Annotated in this window: 1 protein-coding gene; it reads left to right on the top strand. The window is 64.6% G+C overall.

Annotation, left to right across the window (positions count from 1 at the left end; translation table 11 throughout):
• Window positions 1–20 precede the first annotated feature (20 nt).
• Window positions 21–274, top strand: a 254-nt coding sequence (locus E0702_RS17330) for a glutamate--tRNA ligase family protein (RefSeq protein ID WP_240721815.1), incomplete at its 3' end; no start/stop codon positions are given.

The raw sequence follows: 274 nt of genomic DNA, 5'->3' as shown, positions 1-274 counted from the left end.
CCCCCGAAGAGGGAGAGACGGTGATCAAAGACGAGGTGCAGGGCGAGGTGCGCATCGGCAACGCCCAGCTTGACGACATGATCCTGCTGCGCTCGGACGGCACGCCGGTCTACATGCTGGCGGTTGTGGTCGATGATTTCGACATGGGCGTGACCCATGTGATCCGCGGCGACGACCACCTCAACAACGCGGCGCGCCAAATGGGCATCTACACCGCCATGGGCTGGCCGGTTCCGGTCTATGCGCATATCCCGCTGATCCACGGCCCCGACGG

This window comes from Halomonas marinisediminis, assembly GCF_004347715.1.
Taxonomy (GTDB): Bacteria; Pseudomonadota; Gammaproteobacteria; order Pseudomonadales; family Halomonadaceae; genus Halomonas; species Halomonas icarae.
Note: the sequence above shows the minus strand (reverse complement) of the source record. Positions and strands in the feature narration are given on the sequence as shown.